The sequence below is a fragment of the Streptomyces durhamensis genome, from assembly GCF_000725475.1.
Classification (GTDB): Bacteria; Actinomycetota; Actinomycetes; order Streptomycetales; family Streptomycetaceae; genus Streptomyces; species Streptomyces filipinensis.
In genome coordinates, this window is sequence record NZ_JNXR01000017.1 from 37,393 (window position 1) to 54,734 (window position 17,342).

General features: G+C 72.7%; 16 protein-coding genes. 8 read left to right on the plus strand and 8 right to left on the minus strand.

Features of this window, described 5'->3' with window-relative positions:
* Positions 1 to 364 precede the first annotated feature (364 nt).
* From IO33_RS0125675 to IO33_RS0125685, 3 genes are all read left to right on the plus strand, one after another.
* Entirely contained in the window at positions 365 to 1,543 is a 1,179-nt protein-coding gene (locus IO33_RS0125675) for a DUF5933 domain-containing protein (protein ID WP_031169058.1), read from the plus strand.
* Between the two features lie 79 nt (positions 1,544 to 1,622).
* Positions 1,623 to 1,988 (plus strand): hypothetical protein, encoded by a 366-nt coding sequence (locus tag IO33_RS0125680; protein ID WP_031169060.1) that lies wholly within the window; start codon positions 1,623 to 1,625, stop codon positions 1,986 to 1,988.
* A gap of 99 nt (positions 1,989 to 2,087) precedes the next feature.
* Complete coding sequence (locus IO33_RS0125685; protein WP_031169062.1) at positions 2,088 to 2,906, plus strand: SDR family NAD(P)-dependent oxidoreductase; 819 nt, start codon at positions 2,088 to 2,090, stop codon at positions 2,904 to 2,906.
* A gap of 43 nt (positions 2,907 to 2,949) precedes the next feature.
* Here the strand turns inward: IO33_RS0125685 and IO33_RS0125690 are convergent, their stop codons facing one another.
* The 6 genes from IO33_RS0125690 to IO33_RS0125715 form a co-directional block, all read right to left on the minus strand.
* Entirely contained in the window at positions 2,950 to 4,110 is a 1,161-nt protein-coding gene (locus IO33_RS0125690) for an MAB_1171c family putative transporter (protein WP_051926973.1), read from the minus strand.
* Positions 4,097 to 4,618 (minus strand): regulator component, encoded by a 522-nt coding sequence (locus IO33_RS0125695; protein ID WP_031169066.1) that lies wholly within the window; start codon positions 4,616 to 4,618, stop codon positions 4,097 to 4,099. Before IO33_RS0125695 ends, IO33_RS0125690 begins: the two co-directional genes overlap by 14 nt.
* A 165-nt stretch (positions 4,619 to 4,783) precedes the next feature.
* Positions 4,784 to 5,788: a methylmalonyl Co-A mutase-associated GTPase MeaB gene (gene meaB / locus IO33_RS0125700; RefSeq protein ID WP_031169068.1), complete on the minus strand. Its 1,005-nt coding sequence runs from the start codon at positions 5,786 to 5,788 to the stop codon at positions 4,784 to 4,786.
* 7 nt (positions 5,789 to 5,795) lie between these two features.
* Positions 5,796 to 7,970: a methylmalonyl-CoA mutase gene (gene scpA / locus IO33_RS0125705; protein WP_031169070.1), complete on the minus strand. Its 2,175-nt coding sequence runs from the start codon at positions 7,968 to 7,970 to the stop codon at positions 5,796 to 5,798.
* Positions 7,970 to 9,769, minus strand: coding sequence for a methylmalonyl-CoA mutase family protein (locus tag IO33_RS0125710; protein ID WP_031169072.1), 1,800 nt, complete (start codon positions 9,767 to 9,769; stop codon positions 7,970 to 7,972). The genes scpA and IO33_RS0125710 overlap by 1 nt, the downstream gene beginning before the upstream one ends.
* Before the next feature lie 85 nt (positions 9,770 to 9,854).
* Entirely contained in the window at positions 9,855 to 10,364 is a 510-nt protein-coding gene (locus tag IO33_RS0125715) for a MarR family winged helix-turn-helix transcriptional regulator (protein ID WP_031169074.1), read from the minus strand.
* A 112-nt stretch (positions 10,365 to 10,476) separates the two neighbouring features.
* Between IO33_RS0125715 and IO33_RS0125720 the strand changes: the two genes are divergently transcribed.
* The gene (locus IO33_RS0125720) at positions 10,477 to 10,992 is read left to right on the plus strand and encodes a YceI family protein (protein WP_031169076.1); all 516 of its coding nucleotides are present in this window, start codon (positions 10,477 to 10,479) and stop codon (positions 10,990 to 10,992) included.
* Positions 10,993 to 11,019: 27 nt separating this feature from the next.
* On the opposite strand, the gene IO33_RS0125725 is transcribed toward IO33_RS0125720, so the two are convergent.
* Positions 11,020 to 12,729 (minus strand): membrane protein, encoded by a 1,710-nt coding sequence (locus IO33_RS0125725; protein ID WP_037685964.1) that lies wholly within the window; start codon positions 12,727 to 12,729, stop codon positions 11,020 to 11,022.
* A gap of 279 nt (positions 12,730 to 13,008) precedes the next feature.
* On the opposite strand from IO33_RS0125725, the gene IO33_RS0125730 reads away from it, so the two are divergent.
* The 4 genes from IO33_RS0125730 to IO33_RS0125745 all read left to right on the plus strand — a co-directional run bounded on the left by IO33_RS0125730 (position 13,009) and on the right by IO33_RS0125745 (position 16,955).
* A complete protein-coding gene (locus IO33_RS0125730) occupies positions 13,009 to 13,398 on the plus strand; it encodes a cell division protein SepF (protein ID WP_031169080.1) in 390 nt (129 codons plus the stop codon).
* A gap of 1,335 nt (positions 13,399 to 14,733) precedes the next feature.
* Entirely contained in the window at positions 14,734 to 15,936 is a 1,203-nt protein-coding gene (locus tag IO33_RS0125735) for an AAA family ATPase (protein WP_031169082.1), read from the plus strand.
* Complete coding sequence (locus IO33_RS0125740) at positions 15,933 to 16,301, plus strand: nucleotide pyrophosphohydrolase (protein WP_031169084.1); 369 nt, start codon at positions 15,933 to 15,935, stop codon at positions 16,299 to 16,301. The genes IO33_RS0125735 and IO33_RS0125740 overlap by 4 nt, the downstream gene beginning before the upstream one ends.
* A 165-nt stretch (positions 16,302 to 16,466) precedes the next feature.
* Positions 16,467 to 16,955 (plus strand): DUF6099 family protein, encoded by a 489-nt coding sequence (locus IO33_RS0125745; RefSeq protein WP_031169086.1) that lies wholly within the window; start codon positions 16,467 to 16,469, stop codon positions 16,953 to 16,955.
* Between the two features lie 62 nt (positions 16,956 to 17,017).
* Here IO33_RS0125745 and IO33_RS51300 read toward each other — a convergent pair whose 3' ends face one another.
* On the minus strand, positions 17,018 to 17,188 hold the full coding sequence (locus IO33_RS51300; RefSeq protein ID WP_167349471.1) for a hypothetical protein: 171 nt from the start codon (positions 17,186 to 17,188) through the stop codon (positions 17,018 to 17,020).
* Between the last annotated feature and the right edge of the window lie 154 nt (positions 17,189 to 17,342).

Consider the following 17,342-nt stretch of genomic DNA (forward strand, 5'->3'; position numbering starts at 1 on the left):
CGTCCTGGACGTCAAGAACTGGCGTACGGCCCCGGACACGTCGGGGGGCCGTCTCAGCGCCGGCGGCGAAGACCGCCAGGAGCATGGGGGCAGGCTCCTTGCCATGTCCAGGACGGCGGAGGGAGCCGTCGCGTCCCTGGGGAAGGAGCCGCGGCGGCTGACGGCGTGGGGACCGTCCGCTCCGGCTGACCGTATCGCTCCGATAACATGTTCGAACTTGTGATGACGACCCTCATCGCTTTCCTTTATCTCGCCCATATCGAATAAATCGGCTGAACGATTGATATCTAGAGCGTCGCGGGTGTTCTCGCGAATCAACGGCAGAGCAGCTGCGCCGTCCGCCGCCTGGGGGCAACGGCGAGTGATGCTGTGGACGGCGGCGGGTGCGGCGGCTCTCGGAATCCTCGTCGCGATGGAGATCATCGCACGCCGATACGGTCAGCCGGGGCCGATCACCGACCAGCTGAAAGAGCTGCTGTGGGCCCCGAAGCCCGGGCCGGTGTACGGCGGCCTGGCGCTGATGACGGTGGTGCTCACCTGGCGGCAACGGTTCATCGCGGCCGGTGCCGCGATCGCCATCGATGCCGTCTTCGTGCTGGTGCGGTGGGCGGTCGGCATCAGGGCGACCGAAGGCCATCTCTTCGGCAACGGCGCGCTGTGGGTGATGCTGGGGTGCGCGGTCATCGCCGTCACCCGTCGCACCGGCGCCGAACGCCTCCTGCTGCTGAAGGGCGTCGGGCTGGGCCTGCTGCTCGTGGCCGGCCGTAAGACCGGCGACACCTGGCTGGTCATCACCTCCAAGGCCCGCCCGGCGGTGCTCGACCCATACGTGGCCACCGCCGATCACGCGCTGGGCAACCCGTCGTGGCTCGTGGGCCGGATGGTCAGGGCCACCGGCCCGATCGGCACGCATGTCCTCCACCTGGTCTACGCCCAGCTCGCGGTGGCCGCGGTCGTCGTCGCCCTGTACCAGCTGCGCGACGTGGCCGCCGAGCGCCGCTTCCCGAGCCATCACCTGGTGCGCACCTTCCTGTGGCCGGACACCCCGCCGCCGGTCCACCCCCCGCACCCGATGACGTACGACGAGATCACCCCCCGCAACTGCATGCCCAGCCTGCACACGGCGTGGGCCACCGCGATATTCGTTCATTCCCGCAGAGCCCCGCGGTTTCTGCGGTACGCGGGAACGTTCTGGCTGATCGCCACGCTCACCGCGACGCTCGGATTCGGCTACCACTACGGCGCGGATCTCGTCGCCGGCGTGGTGTTCGCGCTCACCATCGAGGCAGCGCTGCGTGCGCTCGACCGTGGCTGGGACCGGCCGGGAATCCAGCTGGTCGCCTACGGCACGACGGTCTTCGCCGCGCTCCTGGTGGCGTACCGCTGGCTGCCGATGGAGATGGCCGGACATCCGTGGGTGTTCGGGCCCCTGCTCCTTCTGGCGATGACCTCGGTGATCTACGGCTATGTGCGGACCACCCGGCCATGGGAACCGGCACCCGCACCGACGCGACGACCGGAACCCCAGCCCGAACTCGTCTGAATCATTCAGAACACTGTCTATCCTGATCAAGTGCGTAGGCGGCCCGACCGAGAACGGCCGTACCGGGGGAAGGATCAGGATGGGCTCGTTCTGGTGGGTGTGGATCGTCTTCGGGACGGGCGGCTTCGGGTGGGCCGCCGACACCGTCCGTACGGCGCTGAAGAACCGGCATGAGCGGAAGCTGGAGCTGATGGAGGCGGCGAAGCAGGAGCGCCTCGCCCTCGAAGCCGCCCAGCGCACGCCGGAACCCGTGTGCGGCTGTACGCACCACCTGGCCAAGCACGACAAACAGGGCCGCTGCCACGAACGCGTCGAGGTGCCCACGGCCTGGGACGAGAACAAGAAGCCGCTGCGCTTCGAGGCGGGGCAGTGCAACTGCCAGCAGTACGTCGGCCCGCAGCCACTGTCCCAGGTGTACGCCGAGGACCTGACGGACCGCCTCTGATCCATGGTGTCTGAACTTCGTCGGTGACGAATCCCCAGGCCGGTGCCCCCGTCTACGATCGAAGCCGTTTTGTGATCTCGGACAGAGGATCGAAGGACAGTGACGGACAAGCGAGTTGTCATCGTGACCGGCGCGGGCTCGGGCATCGGCGAAGCCACCGCACGGCTGCTGTGCGAGGGCGGACACCACGTGGTCGCCTCCGGGCGGCGGGTCGAACCGCTGCAACGGCTCGAGAAGGAGACCGGGGCACTGGCGTGTCCGTCCGACGCGGGCGATGCGGCCGCCGTCGAGGCTCTGGTGGGTGCGGCCCTCGACACCTACGGGCGCATCGACGGGCTGGTGCTCAACGCGGGCATCGGGCGCGGCGGAACCGCCGGGGACCTGTCGCTGGCGGACTGGGACGAGGTCATGCGCACCAACGTCACCGGTCCCATGCTCCTTCTGCGCGCGGCGATGCCGCACCTGGAGCAGGCGCGTGGCGCGGTCGTCGGCGTCGCGTCGGTCTCCGCGCTGCGCAACGGCCCGAGCAACGCCCCGTACGCCACCTCGAAGGCCGCCCTGCTGCAGCTGTGCCGTTCCGTCGCCGTCGACTACGGGCGGCAGGGGGTGCGCGCCAACGTGGTGTGCCCCAGCTGGATCAGGACCGAGATGGCCGACCGGCGCATGGCGCGTTTCGCCCAGGAGGCGGGCCTGGGGGAGGGCGGCGCGGAGTCCGCCTACGAGCAGGCGACCAGGCTGCTGCCCATGGGCCGGCCGGGCGAGCCGCGTGAGGTCGCCGAGGCGATCAGCTGGCTGCTCTCTCCGGCGGCGTCCTTCGTCAACGGCGCGGTGCTCACCGTGGACGGGGGGGCCACGGTCATCGACCCCGGCACCGTCGCCTTCGACTTCGACGTCACGCCGCGCGGCACCGGAGACTGACACCCACCACGCAACCGGCCCGCCTACCCGGTGCCTGTGCCCGTCAGGGGCGCCGGGGGCGGAGCGGGCCGGGCGCGGCGGGCAGCGGGCCGGTGGGGGAGGGCCACATCCCGGCGATCGCCAGGAGCGTGGCCTGGCTGCCGCGTTCCACACCGGGCAGCGGGCACGGGTCGGACGGCTCCGCCCCGCTGAGCTTGGCCCGCCGGGCCTCGCCCAGCGCGCCGGCGAGCGCCGCCGCGGCAAGGCGATCGCCCCGCATCCCCGTGCGACTGGCTTGCCGGTGTGCCGTGTCGTAGGCCTCCGGCCGGACGTACTGCTGCAGTTCCAGCAGCGCGTCGTACGTCTCGATGATCTGCCGGTGCGCCTGCAGCGCCCACGAGGAGCGTGGCCGCAGCACCGCCTGGAGCCGGGTGCGCTGCGGGTCGGCGAGGGCCACCTGGGGGACCGCGACCACGAGATCGCGCCACAGTGGCCACAGCCGCCAGACGGTCCGCAGCGCCGTCATGGACCGGGCGAGGGCGGTCGCGGTCGGCGCCAGCAGCGAGGCCGCGCGGAACAGGCCGTGCACGCTGATGATCACGGACAGCCAGGGCATCAGGTCCTGGTCGGGCACGTAGAGGTGGTAGAGGTAGCCGGTCCAGAAGACCAGGGCCAGGACGCTGCCCATCGCGAACAGCCGGAGCGACCACACGAGGTCCCGGTCGGCCGTCCGCAGGCTGTACGGCCAGCAGACGACCACCGCGGCGGCGTCGCCGGCCAGATGGGCGACGACGAGGATCAACCAGTACACGGACGAGGCGGTGGCCGGCCCCTGGGGCGCGGCCGGGGCGGTCGTCCGGGCGTCACCGAGCAGGTTCAGGGCGAGCAGCGAGCCCAGCGCCGTCACCAGCCCCGCGATCACGGTGAGGCGCTGGTGCCGGGCCCGCGTGGAGTCGACGATGAACAGGAGCACCAGACCCGCGCTCAGCACACCGATCAGGTTCCGGGTCAGCGAGACCGTCTGCGTGCCGACGCCGGCGTGCGCGAGCCAGGCCACCACCTTCGGCTGGAAGAGGGTGATGGCGATGGTCGCGGCGAACACCGTGAGCCACAGTCCCCGCTGGTTCGGCAGACGCAGCGCGGACCCCGCCCGCCAGACCAGGGCGATCCACAGCGTGACGACGCTGCAGACCCCGACCTGGTTCGCCAGCTCAGTCGCGGTCAACGGCCGTCACTCCCAGGAAGGCACCGAGGCGGCCCAGGGGCCCGGCCGGGCGACCGGGTTTCCCGGCGCTCTGTATCAGACTGGCGATCATCTCGGCTTCTTGTTCCTCGCTGGTCGTGTAACTGGTCCGGGCCATGAGCCGCTTGACGACATGCGGCTGGAGATCGCCTACCAGCGGACCGGCCAGGTCGTCGGCTCGGTCGGTGACGCCCCGGTGATGATCACAGAGCACATGGCCGATCTCGTGGAGGATGATGTGCTCGCGGTGCAGGGGCGCGGTCCGGGCTTCGTAGAAGACGTAGTCGGCCTTGTCGGTGGCCATCCACAGCCCGCAGACCCCGATCTCCGCGACCTGCTCGGGCAGTTCCTGCAGTACGAGCGGGCGGCCCCGCAGCTCCTCCACCCGCTCGCGGATCGCATCGAAGGGCAGGGAACGCGGCACACCGAGATCGCGCAGGATCGCCATGCACCTGCGCTGCAACGCGACGTACTCACCCGTCGTCCGCACTTACTGTCTTGACCTCCTCCCGATGAAGACAGTTCGTGACACGTCACGTCGCGCTCGTGGCCCGGACGCGCGCGGATCTCCTCGGCGGTCCAAGCTAACCGACCGTCCGCCGCTCAGACCAACCCCGGCCCGCCCGATGCCCGGCCTTTGGCTCAAACCCGGCGCTCAGGTTCCCGCGGGGGGAGTCGTACGGCCCTCGAACGCCTCCAGGATGCCTTCCGCGGCCCGTGTCGCGGTCAACCGGCCCTCCCGGACCAGCCGTTCGAGGCCGGGCGCGGCCTCACGCACCGCCGGGTCGGCGTGCAGCCGGCCGAGCAGTTCGTCACGGACCATCGCCCACGTCCAGCCGACCTGCTGGTCGCGCCGCTTGGCCGCCAGCCGCCCGGTGGAGTCGAGCAGCGTACGGTGCCGCTCCAGCCGCTCCCAGACCGTGTCCAGGCCGGTCGACTCGCGGGCGCTGCAGTGCAGCACCGGCGGCGTCCAGAACGTGTCCTTGCCGTGCATCAGCCGCAGCGCGCCCGCCAGTTCCCGTGCCGCCGCCCGCGCGTCCCGTTCGTGCGGACCGTCCGCCTTGTTGACCGCGATCACGTCGGCCAGCTCCAGGACGCCCTTCTTGATGCCCTGCAGCTGGTCGCCGGTGCGGGCCAGTGTCAGCAGCAGGAAGGAGTCGACCATGTCGGCGACCGCGGTCTCCGACTGGCCCACGCCGACGGTCTCGACGAGGATCACGTCGTAGCCCGCCGCCTCCATCACCACCATCGACTCCCGGGTGGCCTTCGCGACCCCGCCCAGCGTGCCCGCGCTGGGGGACGGCCGGACAAAGGCCGCCGGGTCGACCGCCAGGCGTTCCATGCGGGTCTTGTCGCCGAGGATCGAGCCGCCGGTGCGGGTCGAGGACGGGTCCACGGCGAGGACCGCGACCCGGTGGCCCAGCGAGGTCAGCAGGGTGCCGAACGCGTCGATGAAGGTCGACTTGCCGACACCCGGCACGCCGCTGATACCGATCCGCCGCGCCCGGCCGCTGTGCGGGAGCAGCTCGGTGAGCAACTCCTGCGCCAGCGCCCGGTGCTGCGGCCGGGTGGACTCGACGAGCGTGATGGCACGGGCCACCAGGGCCCGCTTCCCGTCGAGCACACCCTTCACATAGGTGTCGAGATCGATCGCAGCCATCGCGGCTCTACAGCTCGTGGCCGAGGTCGGCCGACAGCCGCTTCACCAGGTCGTAGGCCGCGTCCGGGATGACCGTGCCCGGCAGGAACACCTCCGCCGCGCCCATCTCCCGCAGCGTCGGCACGTCCTGCGGCGGGATCACCCCACCGACCACGATCATGATGTCCTCGCGGCCCTCCTCGGCGAGCTTCTCGCGCAGCGCCGGTACGAGCGTGAGGTGACCGGCGGCCAGCGAGGACACGCCGACCACGTGCACGTCCGCCTCGACCGCCTGCCGGGCGACCTCCTCCGGCGTCTGGAAGAGCGGGCCGACGTCGACGTCGAAGCCGAGGTCGGCGAAGCCGGTGGCGATCACCTTCTGGCCGCGGTCGTGGCCGTCCTGGCCCATCTTGGCGACCAGGATGCGCGGCCGGCGCCCCTCGGCCTCCTCGAAGGCGTCCACCAGGGCACGGGTGCGGTCCACGGACGGGGACTGGCCTGTTTCGTTGCGGTACACGCCGGAGATCGTACGGATCTGGCTCGCGTGCCGGCCGTACACCTTCTCCAGGGCGTCGGAGATCTCGCCGACGGTCGCCTTGGCGCGGGCCGCGCGCACGGCCAGCTCCAGCAGGTTCTCCGTGCCGTCGGCCGCCCGCGTGAGCGCGTCCAGGGCGTCCTGGCAGACCTGCTCGTCCCGCTCCGCGCGCAGCCGCCGCAGCTTCTCGATCTGCTGGGCGCGCACGGACGAGTTGTCGACCTTCAGGACCTCGATCTGCTCGTCGTTCTCGACGCGGTACTTGTTCACGCCGATCACCGGCTGTCGGCCGGAGTCGATGCGGGCCTGCGTGCGCGCGGCCGCCTCCTCCACGCGCAGCTTCGGGATACCGGCGTCGATGGCCTGCGCCATGCCGCCCGCCTGCTCGACCTCCTGGATGTGCGCCCAGGCCTTGCGGGCGAGGTCGTACGTCAGCCGCTCCACGTACGCGCTGCCGCCCCACGGGTCGATGACCCGGGTGGTGCCCGACTCCTGCTGGATGAGCAGCTGGGTGTTGCGGGCGATGCGCGCCGAGAAGTCGGTCGGCAGGGCCAGGGCCTCGTCCAGTGCGTTGGTGTGCAGCGACTGGGTGTGGCCCTGGGTCGCCGCCATCGCCTCCACGGCCGTACGCGTGACGTTGTTGAACACGTCCTGCGCGGTCAGCGACCAGCCCGAGGTCTGCGAATGGGTGCGCAGGGACAGGGACTTGGTGTTCTTCGGCTCGAACTGGGCGACCAGCTTGGCCCACAGCAGCCGGGCCGCCCTGAGCTTCGCGACCTCCATGAAGAAGTTCATGCCGATCGCCCAGAAGAACGACAGCCGGGGCGCGAACGCGTCCACGTCCAGGCCCGCCTCACGCCCCGCCCGGATGTACTCCACACCGTCCGCGAGCGTGTACGCCAGCTCCAGGTCGGCCGTCGCGCCCGCCTCCTGGATGTGGTAGCCGGAGATGGAGATGGAGTTGTAGCGGGGCATCCGCTGTGAGGTGTACGCGAAGATGTCGGAGATGATCCGCATCGACGGCTTCGGCGGATAGATGTAGGTGTTGCGGACCATGAACTCCTTCAGAATGTCGTTCTGAATGGTCCCGGCCAGCTTCTCGGGCGGTACGCCCTGCTCCTCCGCCGCCACGATGTACAGCGCCAGCACCGGCAGCACGGCACCGTTCATCGTCATCGACACGGTCATCCTGTCCAGCGGGATCCCGTCGAACAGCTGCCGCATGTCGTAGATCGAGTCGATCGCCACGCCCGCCATGCCGACGTCACCGGTCACCCGGGGGTGGTCGCTGTCGTAACCCCGGTGCGTGGGCAGGTCGAAGGCGACCGACAGGCCCTTCTGCCCCGCCGCCAGGTTGCGCCGGTAGAAGGCGTTGGACTCCTCGGCGGTGGAGAAGCCCGCGTACTGGCGGATGGTCCAGGGCTGGTTGACGTACATCGTCGGGTACGGGCCGCGCAGATACGGCGTCATGCCCGGGTACGTCCCCAGGAAGTCCAGGCCCTCCAGGTCACGGCCGGTGTACAGCGGCTTGACCCCGATGCCCTCCGGGGTCTCCCACAGCGGCTGAGTGCTTCCGGTCGCCCGCTCGACGGCCGCACGCCACTGATCGGCACTGCCGTCGGCGGCCGGCGTCCCCAGCTCGATGCCGGAGAAGTCGGGGATTCCCATCAGGACACTCCCATGCGGTCGAGGGTCGCGGACAGCACGGCGACGGCGTCGCAGCCCGCGAAGACGTACGAGTCGATGCCGGCGTGCTCGCCCCGGCCCGCCAGGAACAGATGCCGGGCGCCGGCCGCGCGCAGCGACTCGGCGGCCTGCGCGCCCTGTTCGGCGTACAGGGCGTCGCTGGAGCACAGCACGGCCTCGGTGGCGCCGCTGTCCTCGAAGCGGCCCTCGGAGACCGGCTCGATGCCGCCCGCCTGGAAGAGGTTGGCGGCGAACGTCGCGCGCGCGGTGTACGCGGCGGCCGGGCCGATCGTCGCGAGGAAGATGCGCGGGCGGGCGCCGGTCGCGGCCAGGTGGGCGTCGGAGCGGGCGCGCAGCTCCTCGTACGCCTCGTCGCGGCGCACGCGCGGCAGCCCGCCGGACGGCGGCTCGGGCGCGGGCTCGCGCTCCACCGGCTTCTCGGCGAGGAGCGGGAACTCGCTGACACCGGTGATGGGTTCGCGCCGCTTGGCGAGCTTCTTGGAGCGCTCGGCCCAGGTCGTCGCGAGGTCGGTGCGCAGCCGGCCGGAGCGCAGCACCGCCGCCTGGCCGCCGTCGCGCTCGATCGACCGGAAGAACTCCCAGGCCGCCCGGGCGAGTTCGTCGGTCAGCCGCTCCACGTACCAGGAGCCGCCCGCCGGGTCGATGACCCGGGCCAGGTGGGACTCCTCGATGAGGATCGTGGAGGTGTTGCGGGCGATCCGGCGGGAGAACGCGTCGGGCAGGCCGAGCGCGTGGTCGAAGGGCAGCACGGTCACGGAGTCGGCGCCGCCGACCCCGGCGGCCAGTGTCGCCACCGTCGTGCGGAGCATGTTCACCCACGGGTCGCGGCGGGCCATCATCACCGGCGAGGTCACCGCGTGCTGCACCTGGGCGCCGGGCGCTCCGCAGACCTCGGCGACCCGGGCCCACAGCCGGCGCGCGGCACGCAGCTTGGCGATGGTGAGGAACTGGTCGGCGGTGGCCGCGTAACGGAACTCCAGCTGTCCCGCGGCCTGCTCGACGTCCAGCCCCGCCTCGGTGAGCTCCCGCAGATAGGCCACCCCGGTGGCGAGCGAGGCGCCCAGCTCCTGCGCGGCCGAGCCGCCCGCCTCGTGGTACGGCAGTGCGTCCACGGTCAGCGCGCGCAGGCCCGGGTACTGCCCGGCGCACCGCGCGGCGAGGGCGGTGTACGGCGCGAGGTCCAGCCGGGTGCCGGTGCGGGCCTCGTAGCCCAGCGGGTCGCCGCCCAGATTGCCGCGTACGGCCCCGGCGTCGACGCCGTTGTCCGCGTACAGCCCCAGCAGTGCCTCGGCGGCCCGCTCGGTGTCCCGGCCCGCGTCCAGGACGACCGGGGCCAGATCGAGGTACACGCCCTCCAGCGCCCGGCCCAGCCCGTCGACCGGGATGCCGCCCTCGCCCAGCACGAGCCACAGCGAGGTGCCGCCGTTCTCCAGGTCGGCCAGGGGGGCGCCCTCGGTGAGGGCGGTGTGCCGCTGCCGTACGTCCCAGCCGCCCGCGGTGTTGCCCTCCGGGCGGCTGCCGCGCACGTACGGGGCGAAGCCGGGCAGGCCGGGGTCGGGCGCGTCGTCGCGCGCAGTGTAGAGGGGCCGGGTACGCAGCCCGTCCTCCAGCGTCGTGGACAGAGCGTCCTCAGCTGCCGCGCCCGAGACTTCCTTGCCCGACTTGCGCAGCACACCCTCGACCAGGTGTTGCCACTGCTCGTGTGTCGCGTCAGGGAACTCGGCGGCCAGTGAGAGCCCGTCGTCAGGCAGGACCGTCATGGCTCGGATGCTAGGGCAGTGCGCTCAGGTGAGAGCACCGTGGGGGCTGTGAGGTTTCTCCACTTGCGCGTGTGATCTGCGCCGCTCAGCCGCCGGAGGGCGTCTCGTCCGGGTCCGGCGGCTGGGGTACGAGGGCGCACATGGCCGCGCGCTGGTCGGGGCCCATGGAGTCGGCGAGGGCCTCGCGGACGGTGCCGGCGAGCAGGGCGGAGGTCTCGCTCAGCAGGTCGCGGGCCTGGTCGGTGAGGGCGACCTGTACGCCGCGCTTGTCGCCGCACACGGACCTGCGGGTGACGAGGCCGGCCCGCTGGAGGCAGGCGATCTGGTAGGTCAGCCGGGTCTTGGGGCGGCCGAGGAGGTCGGCGACCTGGGTCATGCGCAGTCCGGTGCCGGGCTGCTCCGCCAGCAGGCACAGGATCAGGAACTCGTCGTGGGAGACGTCGAGGTTCTCCTTCACGACCGACCGCAGCCGCTGCTCCACGGCGCCCGTGGCGGCCAGCAGGACCATCCAGGCGCGCAGTTCGGCGGGCAGCAGGCCGTTTCCCGCGGCGGGGCATGCGGGCGGGGCGGCGGGGTGCGCGTCGGGGGCGGACATGAGCCGATCCTACCTGTGGTCCATTTTTGGACGAGCTGGTTGTCCAAATTTGGATGAGGCGCTAGCGTGCAGTCATCCAAATTTGAACCATCAAGATCCCGGGAGTACGACCATGACCGTCGCCGTGGAAACAGGCACCTGGCAGCTCGACCCGGCCGCGTCCACCGTGGGCCTGCGGCACAAGACCTTCTGGGGCCTGGTCACCGTGAAGGGCGCCTTCGCCACCGTCGCCGGCTCGGGCGAGGTCGGGCCCGACGGCTCGGCCACCGGCACCGTGACCCTGGACGCCGCCTCCCTGGACACCGGGCACACCAAGCGGGACACCCACCTGCGCTCGGCCGACTTCCTCGACACCGACAACCACCCGGAGATCACCTTCGCCGTGCGCGGCGCCGACCGCCTCGACGGCGATCAGGCGCGGATCGCCGGGCAGCTGACCGTGCGGGGCGTCTCCCGGCCCCTGTCCGTCACGGCGCGCCTGAGCGACGCCACCGCCGACGCGCTCACTCTGGAGACGGAGTTCAGCGTGGACCGCGACCAGTTCGGCATGGGCTGGAACCAGCTGGGGATGATGCGCGGCCTGACCGCCGTGACGGCCAGGCTGCGCTTCACCCGCGTGCAGGCGTGAGCCGCCCGCTCGGCCCTTGACCCGCCCTCAGCCCTTCAGGCCCAGCTCGGCGCGGCGGACGTCCTTGGTGGAGAGCGTCTGCGGGGTAGCCGTGAAGGCGCGCAGCCGGATGTGGGTGTACTTCTTCACGGGCAGCGGAAAGCCGCCCTTCGGCGCCCGCAGTTCGACGGTCGCCGTGCCGTGGGCGGGGATCGTGGCCGGGCCGTGTGCCAGCGACCAGTACCGGTTCATGCCCTGGCCCGTGGTGAGCATGTAGTGCGGGGTCAGCGCGTCGCCGCCCGTGTTGACCACCCGCACCGTCATCGCCGACAGGGTGCGCGCCGATCCGTTGCGGACCGCCGTGATGTCCATCCGCAGCGGTGGCCTGCCCGTCACCGCGAGGGCCGCGCTCGCCAGCGCGGGCATGATCAGCAGGACGACCGCGCCGACCAGGGCCGGCCGGCGGCGCGGCCCGGTCAGCCACCGGGGCCGCGGCTGCCAGGCGTTCCTGAACTCCGACAGGGGCACGGTGATCGCCGCCGCCAGCCACAGCGGGGTGTACATCAGGTAGTAGCCGTCCTGGGACCGGGTCGCCAGGTAGAAGGCGCACCAGGGCAGCACGGTCGCGGCCGGGCCGAGCCGCCGCACGAACAGCACGTACAGCGCCAGCAGGGCCGCGGCGAGCAGCATGCTCGCGTGGCCGTACCAGTCGAGCCGGTCGCTGCCGTGGGTGAAGTACAGCGAGATGTCGACCAGGCCCTGGCCGTGCAGCACCGCGCCCTGGGTCAGCGGCAGCGCGATGCCCCGGAGCCACGGGCCCGGCTCGCTCACGACGAAGTACGCGTTGATCAGCAGCCAGGTGCCGACCGCGATCGCGGCGATCCGCAGCACCACCCGCGCGGCCTCCCGGCCGCCGAGTTCACCGCGGCGCACGGCGTAGATCCCGGCCAGCAGGAACGGGGTGACGAACCAGGGAAGCTGCTGTGCGGCGCACGCGGCCCCGATGCACGCGGCCCGCGCGACCCCGGCGGGACCCAGCCGGCCCCCGGCGCCGAACCGCGGCCAGCGCACCGTCACCGGCACCAGCAGGACCAGGCCGACGATCGCCGGGTAGCCCTGACGGGCGTACATCGGCAGGAAACCGAAGCCCAGGCAGACCATCGTGGCCGCCGACCGCCACGGCGTCGGCAGCATCCGCCACAGCACCGCCGCGCCCACGATCAGGACGACCGTCACCGCCAGCGTCGCCGGTGCCCCGGTGTGGCCGAGCCACAGGAAGGGCGCGGTGACGAGCGGCGCCAGCGGGGGGTAGCCGTACGTGTAGTCGTACCCGCCCGTCGTCGTCGCCGTCAGGGCGACGCCCTTGATGTGGAAGAGCCACGGCCACGGCTGGTCGTACACCTGGTGGCCGCCGACGATCTCCTTCGCGGCCTGCGTGGTCAGGACCGCCTCGTCGCCGCCGGCGTGGTTGAGCGCCCAGGCGCACAGGGTCAGGACGATCGCCGTCACCAGCACCACCAGGTCCAGGCGGGCCAGTGAACGCGTCCGGCGGACCGTGAGGGCCAGCACGCCGGTGACCAGGATCGAGGCGTAACAGACGGAGATCGCGGCCGTGAGGACCAGATTGTGTGTCGCGGCCTGCGTCCACACCGAACGCGTACCGATGAACAGGCTGACGTCGGCGAGCAGCGTCAGCACCCGGTGCCACTGCGCGGGCGGTCCGAGGACCTCCGCGCGGGCGACCGGGACGGCGGACACCGCCGACTGCGTCCGCCGGCCGGGTGTCACCTGCTGTGTTTCTGCCAAGTGCACGTCACCGGACGCTAACGGCGGCCGGTGAGCAGGGCGTGGCCGCATGTGAAGAGTCCGGTATGAGGGCGGTAAGAAGCGGGCGTAAGCGTACATGTTCCGCGCGTCGTTCCTGGCGTCAGGGCAGTGTATCGGTCGCGCAGTGTGTCGTTGTTGGGCCGAACGGGTGACTTGGCGTAAGAATTGGCTGGTGCAGGCATTGAGTGCGAGTCAGGTCAGGGGGAGCCGGTGAGCCGCTACGACGTCACCGATGAACAGTGGGAAGGGCTCGCCCAGGTGGTGCCGCTGCGGGGCCGGGACGCCTGGCCGTCCGCGGTGAACCACCGCTCGCTGCCGGACGACGAGACCGAGACCCGGCGCCGCTTCGTGGTCCTGCGGGTCAACGTCTTCGCGGACGCCCGGGAGGTCGCCGAGACCCTGATGGCCGGTGCGCCGGTCCTGCTCGACCTGACCAGTGCGGAGAGCGAGGTCGCCAAGCGTGTCCTCGACTTCAGCACGGGCGTGGTCTTCGGGCTGGGCAGCGGTATGCACCGCGTGGACCGCAATGTGTTCCTCCTCACCCCGCCCGGCACGGAGGTCAGCGGGCTGATGGAGGGCGTCGGCGTGACGGGCACCTGAGGGCGCCTCCGGCGGCTGGGCGGGGTGCGTCCGGCTGAACGCGGTTCCTTGCACGGCTGGCCGGGTGCGTCCGGCTGACCGGGGTTCCTCGTCCGGCTGACCGGGTGCCTCTGACTGACCGGGGGTTCCTCGTGTGGCCGGGGCGGGTGCGTCCGGCTGGCCGCGGTCCCTCGTGTGGCGGGGCGGGTGCGTCCGGCTGGCCGCGGTTCCTCGTGCGGCTGGGCGGGTTCTTGCGGCGGTCGCCGCGGGCCGAGCGGATGCCTCCGACGGTCAGCGCCGGGCGAGTGGGTGTCTCCGGCGGTCAGTGCGGGTCGAGCGGATGCCTCTGGCGGCCGTTGCGGTCGAGTGGGTGTCTCCGGCGGTCGCGGTACCTCTGGTGGCTGAGCCCGCCGTCTTCGCGATGGGCGATGGCGGGGCGTAGGCCCTCCCGGTCGAGCGGGCGGTGCGGGCCGCTGGATCGGCTGGTGCGTTTCGGTGGCAGTGGCAGCGGCGCCGTGGCGGTGGCAGGGCCACGGTGGTGACAGCGGAGGCGCGGTGGTATGGCAGAGGTGGGCAGCGGCTCCGTGGTGGCGTCCGGGAAGGCGGGTGGGACCGGTCGCCCGACGTCCGGTGTCCGCCGCCTGGTGTCCGGCGTGCGGCGTTCGGTGTCCACGGCCCGGCGGTCCGCTGTCCTCGGCCCCGCGCCCGCGGCCCGGTGTCCGTCGTCCACCGCCCGGTGCCCCCGGTCCGGAGCCCGAGCGTCGTCCGCCGTCCGGTGCCCGCGCACGTCGTCCGCCGCTCGCGGCCCGGCGCCTGCGGCCCGCCGTCCTCGGCCTGGTGTCCGCTGTCCTTGGCCCCGTGCCCGCGCCCGGCGTCCGGCGTGCGCCGCCTGGTGCCCGGGAATCCAGCGTCCGCTGTCCTCGGCCCGCCACCCGCCACCCGCCGCGCGGGGCCCCGGGTCTGGTGCCCGAGCCGTCGTCCGCGGTCCGGTGCCCGCGCACGTCGTCCGCCGCTCGCGGCCCGGCGCCTGCGGCCCGCCGTCCTCGGCCTGGTGTCCGCTGTCCTCGGCCCCGTGCCCGCGCCCGGCGTCCGGCGTGCGCCGCCTGGTGCCCGGCCATCCGGCGTCCGCTGTCCTCGGCCCGCCACCCGCCACCCGCCGCGCGGGGCCCCGGGTCCGGCGAACCGAGCCGTCGTCTGCGGGCCGCCGCCCGCCGCCCGGCGTCCGTCGCTCGCCGCCCGGCGTTGTCACCCGACCGGGGGGTCCCGGAGCGGTTTGGTTCGGTCCGGTCGCCCGATCGTAGGAAGGTGTCGGGCGGGAAACGGTTCGGCAGGTGGCTCGGGTCCTACGGTCCGGGCATGGCCGTGCCCTCCGTGTCCGCCGTGCCCGCGGCCGACGCCTCCACCGTGACCGTCCCCGCGCAGTCCCGCGAGTCCCGCGTGTCCACCGATGTACGAGCCCGGGTCACCGAGCTGCGGCTGTCGGCCTTCGCCGGGCATCGGCGGGCCGGGTTTCCGCTGGGGCCCGTCACCCTGTTCGCGGGGCCCAGCGGCGCGGGGAAGACGACCGCGCTCGCGGCGTACGAGGCGCTGGCCCGGCTCGCCGGCGGAGCCTCGCTCGGCGACGCGTTCCCGGACCCGGTCGCCTGCGTCCCGCAGCGGGCGCGCCCCGACGCCGGAGGGCGGCGGGGCTTCCGGATCGGGTGTACGGCCGACGGCGCCGAGGGACCGGTCCGGCTCGACATCGCCGTACAGGCCGAGCCGGACCTGCGGATCGCCGGGGAGCGGCTGACCGCGGGCGGGGTGGTCCTGCTGGAGACCGCACTGCGCGACCCCGGGCGCCGTACCGTCCAGGCCGCCTGGCACACCGCGGGCTCCGCCCCGGTGACCCGCGCCCCGCTCCCCGACGACCGCCTCGGCACCGCCCTGCTGCCGCTGCGCGTGGCCGGCAAGACGGTCGGGCAGCGGCATGTGCTCGCCGCGGCCGAGCAGATGGTGGTCGCCCTGCGGTCCGTCTTCCCCTGCGATCCCCGCCCGGAGTGCATGCGCACCCCCGTCCCCCTCGGCTCCGGCCGGCTGCTGCCCGGCTGCGACAACCTCGCCGACGTGCTGTGGCGCACCCGCGCGGAGTGCGCGCGCCGGCACGGCCGGCTGGTCGAGGCGCTGGGCGCGGGCTGCGCCGGCCCGGTGGCCGACCTGGTCGCCGAACCGCTGCCGGACGGCACGGTACGGGCGCTGCTCGACCGCGGCGCCGGCCCGCGCACCGACCTCGCCCGGCTCGGCGACGGCGGACTGCGCTATCTCGCGCTGACGCTGGTCCTGCTGACCGGGCCCGGCGTCCTGGACGTGGACGCGCCCGGCGAGGTGCCCGACGCCCTGCGCACCCTCACCGTCCTCGCCGACGGCTTCGACCGCTGCCTCGACCCGGCCCAGCGCCGGGAACTGCTGCGGACGGCGGTCCGGATGGGCGAGCGCGGGCACATCCGGTGCGTGGGCGCGGTGAGCGACGCCTCGTGGGCGGCCGGGACCGAGGGTGTCACGGTGGTACACCTGGAGGCGTGACGGAACCCCTCGACCTGGCCCGACTCCAGCGCAGGCTCGCCGAGTTCGCGGCCGCGCGGAACTGGCAGCCCTACCACATCCCCAAGAACCTCGCCGCCGCCCTCTCGGTGGAGGCCTCCGAACTGGTCGAGATCTTCCAGTGGCTGACCCCGGAGGAGTCGGCCCGGGTGATGGCCGACCCCGGCACCGCGCACCGGGTCACGGACGAGGTCGCCGATGTCCTCGCCTATCTCCTGCAGTTCTGCGATGTGCTCGGCATCGACCCGCTGGCCGCTCTGGCCGCCAAGATCGACCGCAACGAACAGCGCTTCCCGGCGCCCGGGGCACCGGGCGGACCCGAGGGACGTCAACGACCGGAAGGCTAAACTCCGTTATTACTCTCCGGAGTCAAATAGCCGGTCGAATCCGAATTGTTGTCCAGAGATTTCCGTTTACCTCTGGCTTTTCGCCCCCGACGCCTTCACTCTGGGTAGTGGACACGGGAGTTCAAGCGACGTGCGAGGAAGCACGCGGAAGGACGGGGGCGACGCATGGATGCGGTACGGCTCATCCTCACGAGCCGGCGCGCCCTGGCGGGCGGCGCCGACACGGGCGAGATCCTGGCGGAGGTGTGGCAGGCACAGGCCCTGGCGCAGGCGATCGGCAGTCGGCTGGCGGTCTCCGGCCCGCCCGAGCTGCGCGGCGAGGCGCTCGGCCTCACGGAGCTGGCGGGCCGCGGCTGCGGCGTCCTGGACCCGCCCGAACTGGACCTGGGCGACCTGCGCGCCGCCCAGCTCACCGAGCTGGCCGACGCCCGCGAGACGCTGCTCTGCCTCAGCGGTCTGCTCGGCGAGGTCGGCATAGCCCTGGTCGGCGTGGCCAGCGCCGCGGCCGACGAGGCGACCTACTGGCAGTGCATGGAGGCCATCGACGCGGCCGACGAGTCCCGCGACCGCGTCCTGGAGATGCTGCGCAAGCTGGCGGCGCGGGAGGAGGCCTTACAGGAGAACGACAACCGCAACAGCCCGTCCGGCGTGTGAGGACGAGGGGCCGCCAGGCCCGGCAGCGGGGATCCGGGGGCGGCGGCCGCCAGGACGGCACATCAGCCGAGCCCGGCCTCTTCCACGGAGTCGCGCTCCCCGCCCTGCAGATCCGCCAGCTCCGACAGATCCGCGTTCAGCGCCGCCATCAGCTCTTCCATCTGCTCCAGCAGCCCCTTCGGCTGACCGGTGCAGCCGGCCCGCTGACCGGCGGAGCCACTCTCTTCGGACATGACGGTCTCCTCACCCCCCGGCCCGGCAGGGCCGACCGTGACGCGCGACGGCGGACACCGTCCGCCGCGGGTGCCGGGCGGTCCGGCTCCGACGGCCCAACGATCACCAGGGGGGCCGGTCACTGGCCCACGGGGTGCCCGGTGCGCCGGATGG

What these genes read in the sequence shown, in the direction of transcription:
- IO33_RS0125675 (WP_031169058.1), top strand. Translation starts at nt 365, where the DNA reads ATGCTGTGGACGGCGGCGGGTGCGGCGGCTCTCGGAATCCTCGTCGCG.
- IO33_RS0125680 (WP_031169060.1), top strand. Translation starts at nt 1,623, where the DNA reads ATGGGCTCGTTCTGGTGGGTGTGGATCGTCTTCGGGACGGGCGGCTTC.
- meaB (WP_031169068.1), bottom strand. Translation starts at nt 5,788, where the DNA reads ATGGCTGCGATCGATCTCGACACCTATGTGAAGGGTGTGCTCGACGGG.
- scpA (WP_031169070.1), bottom strand. Translation starts at nt 7,970, where the DNA reads ATGGGAATCCCCGACTTCTCCGGCATCGAGCTGGGGACGCCGGCCGCC.
- IO33_RS0125710 (WP_031169072.1), bottom strand. Translation starts at nt 9,769, where the DNA reads ATGACGGTCCTGCCTGACGACGGGCTCTCACTGGCCGCCGAGTTCCCT.
- IO33_RS0125715 (WP_031169074.1), bottom strand. Translation starts at nt 10,364, where the DNA reads ATGTCCGCCCCCGACGCGCACCCCGCCGCCCCGCCCGCATGCCCCGCC.
- IO33_RS0125720 (WP_031169076.1), top strand. Translation starts at nt 10,477, where the DNA reads ATGACCGTCGCCGTGGAAACAGGCACCTGGCAGCTCGACCCGGCCGCG.
- IO33_RS0125735 (WP_031169082.1), top strand. Translation starts at nt 14,734, where the DNA reads ATGGCCGTGCCCTCCGTGTCCGCCGTGCCCGCGGCCGACGCCTCCACC.
- IO33_RS0125745 (WP_031169086.1), top strand. Translation starts at nt 16,467, where the DNA reads ATGGATGCGGTACGGCTCATCCTCACGAGCCGGCGCGCCCTGGCGGGC.
- IO33_RS51300 (WP_167349471.1), bottom strand. Translation starts at nt 17,188, where the DNA reads ATGTCCGAAGAGAGTGGCTCCGCCGGTCAGCGGGCCGGCTGCACCGGT.